Origin of the sequence: Streptosporangium amethystogenes (assembly GCF_000721075.1) — a bacterium.
GTDB lineage: Bacteria > Actinomycetota > Actinomycetes > Streptosporangiales > Streptosporangiaceae > Streptosporangium > Streptosporangium amethystogenes.
Genome location: NZ_JOEQ01000085.1, coordinates 1 through 8505, shown reverse-complemented (window position 1 = coordinate 8505; position 8505 = coordinate 1). Strand labels below are relative to the sequence as shown.

The following is an 8505-nucleotide window of genomic DNA, read 5'->3' as shown; positions in this document are numbered from 1 at the left end:
TCCGATGAGAACTGCCTGCGACGCCTCGTCACGTACCTACCTCTTCCAGACTTCTGTCAGCTTATGCAGCCGACTGTCCGGAATCTGCTGGGCACCTCATGGAGACAGTCAGCGGGACGTTCTCCACCTCTTCGCGGCGGCGGGTGACCTCGCTGTCCGGGTCGCCGATCAGGAGCCGGATCTTGCACCCCTGCTCGGCCTTGCGTTTGAGGACCTTGGCGAGGTTGGGGTGTTCCAGCCACAGGAAGTAGTTGGTGTACCCGGCGAAGACGATCTCGTTGCGGGCCGAGGTGATCAGGTTGCGCCAGATCGACTTGGGGCACGCAGACCGATAGGGGTAAACGGTCAGAACTTCTCGATCCGGGCCGGTCTTCACGGTGTTACGGATAGCCTCTGGCCACAACACGGACGTATCAACTCCTAATGCCTCGGCGGCGGCCAACTGGTGCCGGAGGTGCGGGACTCGTGCCTCATCCTGTAACCAGCGTTCCACCGTCTTAACATCCACCTCGCAGCGGTCCGCCAGGTTCTGGTTGCTCAGCTTCGCATCGAGCATGGCGCGGCGTAAGGGGACGTTGGCCACGGTGCACCTCGGGGAGTGAGGACGTCAAGGACGTTTTCGACTCTAACTTTGAAACGTCCTGGACGTCTCTGGAACACGGTGGGTTCGTCACTCAAATGGAATAACGCTTACTCCATGTCAACACCCGTGATTCTGGAAGACCTCCAGGCAGCATTTCCCGGATGGTGCATTTGGCGTAGTTCTGCGGGTCGTTTGTGGGCAACCCGGAATGGCCGGCACCTCACCGACGAAGAGATAAATCGGGGCCTCTACCGGACAATCGACGCCGACGACGTCACCGAACTCGCCCAGCAGCTCCGCGACCAGGAGGGACTGGAGGCATGAGCGCCCTTGGCTGGAAAGGGCCGGCTCAACGATGCCCGGCGGCCCTGGCTGCTGAGCGTCTGCGCATCGGCCTCGAACACTGCGGCGTCTCAGCCGACGTCCACGAGGGCCACGGCGTCGCCCTGGTCTGGACGAACGGACATGCCTACCGCTGGTGGACGGGGAAGATCTCGGCGAAAACGGGCCGCCGCGTGTACCGGGTCTACGGCGTGGACAACCCGGTCACCGTCGCCACTACTGACGATCAAAGGTGGACGTTACCCGAATCTCCTCTATCTCTGCAGTTCAGCAGCATGATCGCGCGCCACGTCGAGCTTTCGGATTCACTACGTCGCCCAACGGTACGAAGAGCTCCCCAAAGCGTCCTACCGGTGCGGAGGAGTCGCGGAGCGCACGTCGTGACGCTGCTCGACGAGTGCCTGAGCCCACACGTGGCAATGCCCCAGCGAGATCACCTCCGCCTGGATTGGCGAGAGCCGTACCCGGCGCTTGAACGGACACCTTCGGTGGCCCGGACCTGTTGGTGCCGTGCCACGGTCTACGAACTATGCGAGGGCGCCGGGCGGGCGTTCGTCCGGCGAACCATTCAACTCGACAGCGGCCACCAGGTCCAAGAGACCCTTCCCCGGCCAATCGATGAAGCTCGGGTGATCTGGATGGCACTGCTGTCCGGACCAGCCCGGTAAGACAGGCGTGGCGGCCTGGGATCTGGAGGGACCCATGTCGCCACGTCTCCCAGAGGGAGCAGATCAACCGATAACAAACCAGGGCGCCACGTCCAGAGCCGAATGCTACACGGCAGCATGACTGTCTGATTGCAAACGGGAGCCGGTCACGAAATAGAGGACTCCTTTCCCTGTTTAAGTGGTAGATACGGGTCGGTGGCATGTGCTCGCATAAAGCAGCGTTGCTGTATCCCACTGCTGTACACAGCGTTCTCGCCGGCGACCAGCCTCATCATCCGGTGGCGAGTGGGCCTATACCGCAGGAGCGCCAGGCCCTAGGACCTGAATCCACGCGGCTGTCGAAAGAATACCGCTTAATTGCCTGGCGCTGGTCGATTCGCCATAAATCGCTACGGCGGCCCGAGGGATGACCTATCCTGATCTTGGTAAGGTTTTCTTTAGGACAGCCAGGAGAAATCATATGCTCGGCCGTTTCGTGTCCAGCCTGGTGAGCGCATTCGTGCTCACCACCACCGCCGCCTCGGCTGCCGTGGCCCCGCCCCAGCCGACCAGAGGCCCGTTACCTGGTGTAACGGAACGGACGGGAAATGGCCAGGTCGGAAAGGGCCGGGCCGCGGTCGTCGCCGATCTGAACGGCCGCCCTATCCAGCTCACGTCCTACGGCACCATCGACTTCCAGGCCCAAGGGAACGGGTTCGCGCTGTGGGCATGGCAGCCGGACCGGCGGCGGTTCATCAAGACCGACTACGAGGAGGTCGCGGTCTCCCCCGACGGACGCTGGACGGTCGCGCGACTGGAGTCGTCAAGAGAGCCGGGCCAGGACCGTCTGCGAATCCTTGACCGGACCACCGGCAAGAGCCGGGACGTCGCGATCCAGCTCACCGAATACACTCCCGCCGACACCGAGAACGGCGGCACCCAGTATCCCCAGATGCGCTGGCCCAGGTGGTCGCCGGACGGCCAGAAGCTGCTGTTCACCGTCAGCTTGGCCCGCCAGGGCGACCGCTCGGCAGGAGTAATGATCCTCGATCTGCCTGACTTCACGCCTCGCTTCCTCAAGATCCACAAGGCGCTGGTCACCGTCGGCGGTTTCGAGTGGAACCACGACGGCACCCGCTTCCTGGTCAGGCACGGCAGGCTCGGCGGTACGACCGTCCGCCTGTACGACCTCCAGGGCAAGGCCACCAGGGAATACCAGGTGCGAGGCAGGCCGGGCGGTGACGGGCGCGGCGTCTTCTCCCCCTCCGGCAAGCGGTTCGTCACCGCCTGCCTGCCGCTGGAGAAGGCCGCCTGTGTGTGGGACGCGGTGACCGGCAAGGCCGTGACGAGACTTCCCATCGTCGCGGGCCCGCAGCCCACCACCCTCGGCTGGTATGACGAGAAGCACCTGCTCATCTCCACCGCGGCCGGCATCGGGATCGTCGACCTGAAGGGCCAGGTGATCGAGACGCTGCTCAAACTCGGCAGGGCGTCCCAGATCTACCCGCACTTCAGCGCTCTGAAGTGATCGGTCGGGCCGCAGACATGGTCTCGCGTTTCGTCATCGGCGCGGGGCTACTGACCATGAGATCTCGGCGTGACGGTGTGCCCGGGGCCGTTTCCAGTGCGTTGTTCGCGCAGGTGTAGACCTGAGGGTATGAGATACGCGGACAGAAGCGGGGGCTTGTCCGCCGGGCTCGGTCGCAGCGTGAGGAGCTGCGGGTTTCGGGCGGTTCACCCAGTTGGTCGCCCAGAAGTCTCATCCTTACGCGTCCTGCCATCAGTGCTGATTTCGGTGCCCCCACAGCATCTCGGCGGCGAGCGGGGTTCCTACGCACCGGGTGACCTGTGTCTCTCGAGCAGGCCGCGTGAGGCTCGAACCACACCGAGCCCAGATCATGACTGGAGGTGAGACGCACGTCAGCATTCAGTGCCGCGGCCAGATGCCGCAGCAAGGCGATCGTCGGAGCGGTTCCGCCAGTAGACCAGCCACCTCGTCAACCCGTTTGGAGTCGCTGTCACTCAGGTTGTCGAGCCACTCACGGACCTCCGGCTCGATCTCAAAGCCATACGGCTCATGCACCTGAGACTCCTTCCGCACACTCGCCTCACTCAGAGTAGCGAATCATTGCCGACGGCAACGGCCGAAGAGTCACCTCGCCCTGCCCAAGGCGCCAAGGGGCATGACACAAGCGTGTGTTCACGTGTTGAGGCGACATCCGGCTGAGCAACACGGCGAGGCGGTCTCGTAACAAAAGAAAAGCCCCCGCCTGATTTCGCAGGTGAGGGGCTTGTGGTGGGCACTACTGGGTTCGAACCAGTGACATCTCGCTTGTAAGGCGATCCAAGCAGGGGTGTGACCAGGGCCGATATCGGCGTTGACCTGGGCATACGGTCCACGACCGTCCACCGTTGTCCGGCCCCGTCCGCGGTCGTTGTCACCCAGATAGTCACGCAGAAGACATCCCTGGGCCGAGGTTGTCCACCGACGTTCCTTCACCAATCGGACCTCCGAACACCTTTTGTCGGCGACGGCTGCAATCATGCCGCTCACATGATCAAAGGAGTGACGATGACAGAATGCCCCGAGGAATTCCGCTGGCTCTCCGACTGCGAAGAATTAGATGAGATCTACTGTGTGTCCTTCGTCCGGGGTCTCGCTCCGGAGGAGGTCCTCCGCCGATTCAGCGCGAACGGGAGCACCATGGAAGAGGCAGTGGCGGTCGACGAATCGGACGAGCGCTCGGCGAAAAGTATGGGGGACGACGCAGCCGACTACATCGGCACCGCGAAGATCGGCGACTGGACCCTGGTCGTCGAACCAGGAGGATGGCAGATCGCCGTTGACCCCGAGATATACATCCCGATCTCACAGGGAACCGAGGTCGTGTCGGTCTGCCGCCACGACTACGCCTCGGACACCTTCGCCTATATCGTCGACGGCGAGCCGGTCGTCCAGTTTGAACCGGTACTCCCAGACGATCGATCAGGCACCGATCCGGACCGTTTCATCGAGGAGATGCGCGAGGTCGGGCTGGACCCTGACTACGACATCGACATAGACGGCTCGTGCATCGACTTCCCGATCGAGAAGTCGTTCGCCCTGGCGAGCAGGATCACCGGTCTCAACTTCTCCCCAGAGATGCTGGAGCTGTGCTTCCCTGGCGAGGAACCCCTGAATGACTGATCGGCAGGTCCGCATGGAGACCGGTCTGCCGGCAGGCCCAGGTGCTCTGGGATAGCGGGTCAGCAGCTCACGCACCTGGGGGACGTCTTTGTCTGCTCCGGACGTGCTTGCCAGGACCACACTCGCCTCGCTCAGCGCTCTCAGCGCCGACGGGGCCTCTCCGGCGCGAGCACGTGCCCAGGCGGGAGGCGTGATAGCCAAACCGGTCGAACAGCCCGTCGTCCTGGTAACGGCGCAGGTGCATCATCGGCGAGTCATGGCCGACGAGCTTGGCCAGGTGCGGGGTCACGAGCATCTCCGAATCGAAGCGGAAGACGCTCATCGCGATGTGCTCGTCACCGAAGCGCGCTTCGATGCCGGGCACGTTCCGAACCTACTCGATCTCCGAGAGGGTGATCCGGATGCGGGTGGAGACGGTCAGCGGGACGTTCTCCACCTCTTCGCGGCGGCGGGTGACCTCGCTGTCCGGGTCGCCGATCAGGAACCGGATCTTGCACCCCTGCTCGGCCTTGCGTTTGAGGACCTTGGCGAGGTTGGGGTGCTCCAGCCACAGGAAGTAGTTGGTGTACCCGGCGAAGACGATCTCGTTGCGGGCCGAGCTGATCAGGTTGCGCCAGATCGACTTGGGGCACGCCGACCGATAGGGGTAAGCGGCCAGAACCTCTCGATGGAGCAGATAAACCGGCAACAAACCGGGGCGCCACGTCCAGAGCCGAGCGCTACGCGGCAGCATGACTGTCTGATTGCAAACGGGAGCCGGTCACGATGTGGAGGGTTCCTCGCCCCGTTCAAGCGGTAGATGAGGACCGGTGGCGTGTGATCGTGTGAGGCGGTGTTGCTGTATCCGACTGCTGTACACAGCACCTCCGGCCGTCGGCCCGCCCCGTCATCCGATGGCAAGGGGACCGTACCGCAGGGCCGCCAGGCCCGAGGAACGGCAGCCCCGCGGCAGCATGACCGTCCATTTTCAGTCGGACGAACGATCCCGCCCAGCCCACCCTGACCATTACCGAAGTCATGTGGACGGACGTCGGCGAATGCCACCGGACGGGACGTTGCTGTCATCTCAGCCCAGGTAACCCATTTGCAAGCCGACGAAGGAGAGGCTCGGCGCTGATCGCCTTAGCCTCGGCCGGCGAGTCGCGAAGTGAGCGATCGTCACCTGATCCACTTCGATGCGAACGAGGGCCCTCGTAGCCTTCCAGGCTGCCACCCATCAAGGTCATAAGAACCTGCATACTAGATCGACGGTAAAGATCCTCAGTAATCTGGCATGCATCATCGACAACAAGATAGGCAGGCAAGATGACGGAGAGCCCATGATAATTTTCGACCACAAGCGCGCGACCACAATAGTCAAATCCGCACTCACGACCCTGTTCGCATTACTCATGCTCTCCGGCTGTGGCGTGTCATGGTTCCACAAGACAGTAGAGGTCGACCCGGCCGCCGTCAAAGCAGTCCGTAGTGTAGGCAGAGTGGTGTTACAGACACCAGCAGATTTCACCTGGGAGGGCACTACGCAAATTGACGAAATCCTGGTGATGGACGTCGGAGCTTCGAACTTCGAAGAAGCTCGCAACATGGTATATGAGCGCTTGCACCAGCTTGGATGGTCAAAACTTGGAAGACATAATCTAGAGTCACACAAATGGAAGCACATAATCGTGTCATTTGATTCATTGAATGACTTAAGATCATATGGACCCCTGCAGCAGAAAATAGAAAGCGCAGTTCAGGTGGACTCAGCAAAATCTACTGCGCTTGTGCTTGTGAGTCTTGCTCCCATGAATTAGAGCCTGCGCCCATCACATCATTCACCTCGGAGAGAAAGGCTTATCGGACTCTTACGAACAGCACCTGCCACCTAATCACCTCGTATGCCGTCGGCTCATAGCACGGCGTAGCAGGACAGGCAGCGTTGATCTGGCTCAATTGTTAGTCCGACTGTCTCGCCGGGATTAAGGAAGCGCGTGGGGCGGCGCGGGCCGCGACCGGCCGGAGAGCCGCAGCGCGGCCAGCGACCGCCCGACGCGCTCAGGCCGCCGCAGGCGGGCTGCCTTGAACCAGTAAAGAAAGTCTGAGCCCACTACACCCTGAGTGAGACCTGACCGTCTGATCCGGCCTGGTCATGCTCGCTGGCTGCTGCGGCTTCGAAACGGTCGCCGGGGGCTTCGATCTCGGTGAACTCCAGCGGGCGGCCGTCCTTGCTGAGCATCAGTCGGCGGACCAGCAACAAGGGAGTGCCAATGGGCTCCATGTTGAGGTCTTCGTAGGTCTCGCCGTAGGGCATCTGGGTGTGGACCGAGGTGATCCAGCGCAGCGGCCCGTAGGTGCGCTCCAGGTGGGCGTAGTAGTCCTCGGGCTCGATCTCAGAGTCGATCTCCATACCTCTGCTGGTGGCCTGCGGCAACCGGCGGGCCTCGGTGTGTCCGTCCTGCTCGGAGGTCTACCGGGCCGACACCTTCCAACTCATTCGGGCGGGTCTGTCCGGCGGCAAGGGTGTCCCACAGGAGGTGAGCGGCCACCCTCGGGCGTTCGTCACGCTCACCGCTCCCTCGTTCGGGCCGGTGCACACTCGGCGAGAGAAGGGCGGGACGGTACGGGCCTGCCGTCCCTGTAAGCGCGACAAGCTCTGTGAGCACGGGCATCCGGTCGGCTGCCGTGCTCGCCACGAGCCAGAAGACGGACGGCTCGGGCAACCCGTATGCGACCGGTGTTACGACTACGTGGGCGCGGTGCTCTGGCAGGCTCACGCGGGCACGCTGTGGCATCGCTTCACCCTGGAAGTGCGGCGCACCCTGGCCGGCGAGGCGGGGCTGAGCCGTCGGGAGTTCGCCAGGCGGGTCCGGGTGTCGTTCGCCAAGGTGGCCGAGTATCAGCGGCGCGGCCTGGTGCACTTCCACGCCATCGTCAGGCTCGACGGTCCGGGCGGCGGGAGTGAGGTTCCTCCGGGCTGGGCTGATCACGGCCTGCTCACTCGGGCGATCCCTCCGGCGGTCCAGCGGGTCACGGTCACCTCTCCCCCGAGTGATCTCGGTCGGTGGGATCTGATCTGGGGTGATCAGCTCGACATCCGGCCCATCCTGCTCGACCAGGCGGCGGACGGGTTGAGCGAGCGGGCGGTGGCCGGCTACATCGCCAAGTACGCCACGAAGGGCGCCGAAGCACGCGAACGGCACGGGCTTCCTGCCTTCGGTGACGAGACGACCCTCGTACTCGGTCACTGGCGGTTCGCCGGATCGGGCTACTCCCCCGGTGAGGCGATCATGGCCGAGCACATCCGCCAGAAGGTCGCCACCGCTCGGAAGATCGCCACCGAGCGGGAGGACGGGTGACAGCACCCGGACCGCCCGGCGAACGGCGGCTGTATCGCATATGCGACGCCATGCACCTGCTCAGCATGAGTCGCAGCGTGATCTACGAGCAGATCAGGGCGGGTCGCCTGCGCTCCGTCACCCAGGGTCGTACCCGGCTCATCCCGGCCTCGGCCATCTCCGACTACATCGCTCTACTCGAACGGGAAGCGAGGGCATCATGACCGCACGACGCAGCCGGGGAGACGACGGCCCGCACTGGGACGAGCAGCGAGAGCGCTGGATCGCCTCGGTGACGGTCGGCTACCCCCCGCCGGGAAGCGCATCGTCAAGAAGGCCAGCGGCAAGAGCAAGACGGAGGCCAAGGACAAGCTCAAAGAGATCATCCGCGACTACGACGACGGCCTGGCCATCGCACCGGCGAACTAC

General features: G+C 63.3%; 9 protein-coding genes. 5 read left to right on the top strand and 4 right to left on the bottom strand.

Features of this window, described 5'->3' with window-relative positions; genetic code table 11:
- Positions 1 to 61: 61 nt before the first annotated feature.
- The gene (locus tag IG98_RS0143395) at positions 62 to 583 is read right to left on the bottom strand and encodes a helix-turn-helix domain-containing protein (RefSeq protein ID WP_245651964.1); all 522 of its coding nucleotides are present in this window, start codon (positions 581 to 583) and stop codon (positions 62 to 64) included.
- 1470 nt (positions 584 to 2053) lie between these two features.
- Here IG98_RS0143395 and IG98_RS0143385 point away from each other — a divergent pair.
- Positions 2054 to 3100 carry a TolB family protein gene (locus IG98_RS0143385; RefSeq protein ID WP_030926272.1) on the top strand — a complete coding sequence of 349 codons (1047 nt, stop codon included), beginning with the start codon at positions 2054 to 2056 and terminating at the stop codon, positions 3098 to 3100.
- 1026 nt (positions 3101 to 4126) lie between these two features.
- On the top strand, positions 4127 to 4759 hold the full coding sequence (locus IG98_RS0143380) for a DUF6461 domain-containing protein (protein ID WP_245651963.1): 633 nt from the start codon (positions 4127 to 4129) through the stop codon (positions 4757 to 4759).
- A gap of 67 nt (positions 4760 to 4826) precedes the next feature.
- Here the strand turns inward: IG98_RS0143380 and IG98_RS54075 are convergent, their stop codons facing one another.
- Both IG98_RS54075 and IG98_RS54070 read right to left on the bottom strand, forming a co-directional pair.
- Positions 4827 to 5123, bottom strand: a complete 297-nt coding sequence (locus tag IG98_RS54075; RefSeq protein ID WP_245651962.1) for a hypothetical protein — start codon at positions 5121 to 5123, stop codon at positions 4827 to 4829.
- 9 nt (positions 5124 to 5132) lie between these two features.
- Positions 5133 to 5450, bottom strand: a complete 318-nt coding sequence (locus tag IG98_RS54070; RefSeq protein WP_245651961.1) for a phospholipase D-like domain-containing protein — start codon at positions 5448 to 5450, stop codon at positions 5133 to 5135.
- Positions 5451 to 6078: 628 nt separating this feature from the next.
- Between IG98_RS54070 and IG98_RS51735 the strand changes: the two genes are divergently transcribed.
- The gene (locus IG98_RS51735; RefSeq protein ID WP_157594887.1) at positions 6079 to 6555 is read left to right on the top strand and encodes a hypothetical protein; all 477 of its coding nucleotides are present in this window, start codon (positions 6079 to 6081) and stop codon (positions 6553 to 6555) included.
- A 293-nt stretch (positions 6556 to 6848) separates the two neighbouring features.
- On the opposite strand, the gene IG98_RS0143370 is transcribed toward IG98_RS51735, so the two are convergent.
- A complete protein-coding gene (locus tag IG98_RS0143370) occupies positions 6849 to 7148 on the bottom strand; it encodes a UTRA domain-containing protein (protein ID WP_030926268.1) in 300 nt (99 codons plus the stop codon).
- Between the two features lie 10 nt (positions 7149 to 7158).
- Between IG98_RS0143370 and IG98_RS0143365 the strand changes: the two genes are divergently transcribed.
- Positions 7159 to 8097 (top strand): replication initiator, encoded by a 939-nt coding sequence (locus tag IG98_RS0143365; RefSeq protein WP_051753722.1) that lies wholly within the window; start codon positions 7159 to 7161, stop codon positions 8095 to 8097.
- On the top strand, positions 8094 to 8300 hold the full coding sequence (locus IG98_RS49885; protein WP_030926264.1) for a helix-turn-helix domain-containing protein: 207 nt from the start codon (positions 8094 to 8096) through the stop codon (positions 8298 to 8300). The genes IG98_RS0143365 and IG98_RS49885 overlap by 4 nt, the downstream gene beginning before the upstream one ends.
- The last annotated feature ends 205 nt before the right edge of the window (positions 8301 to 8505 follow it).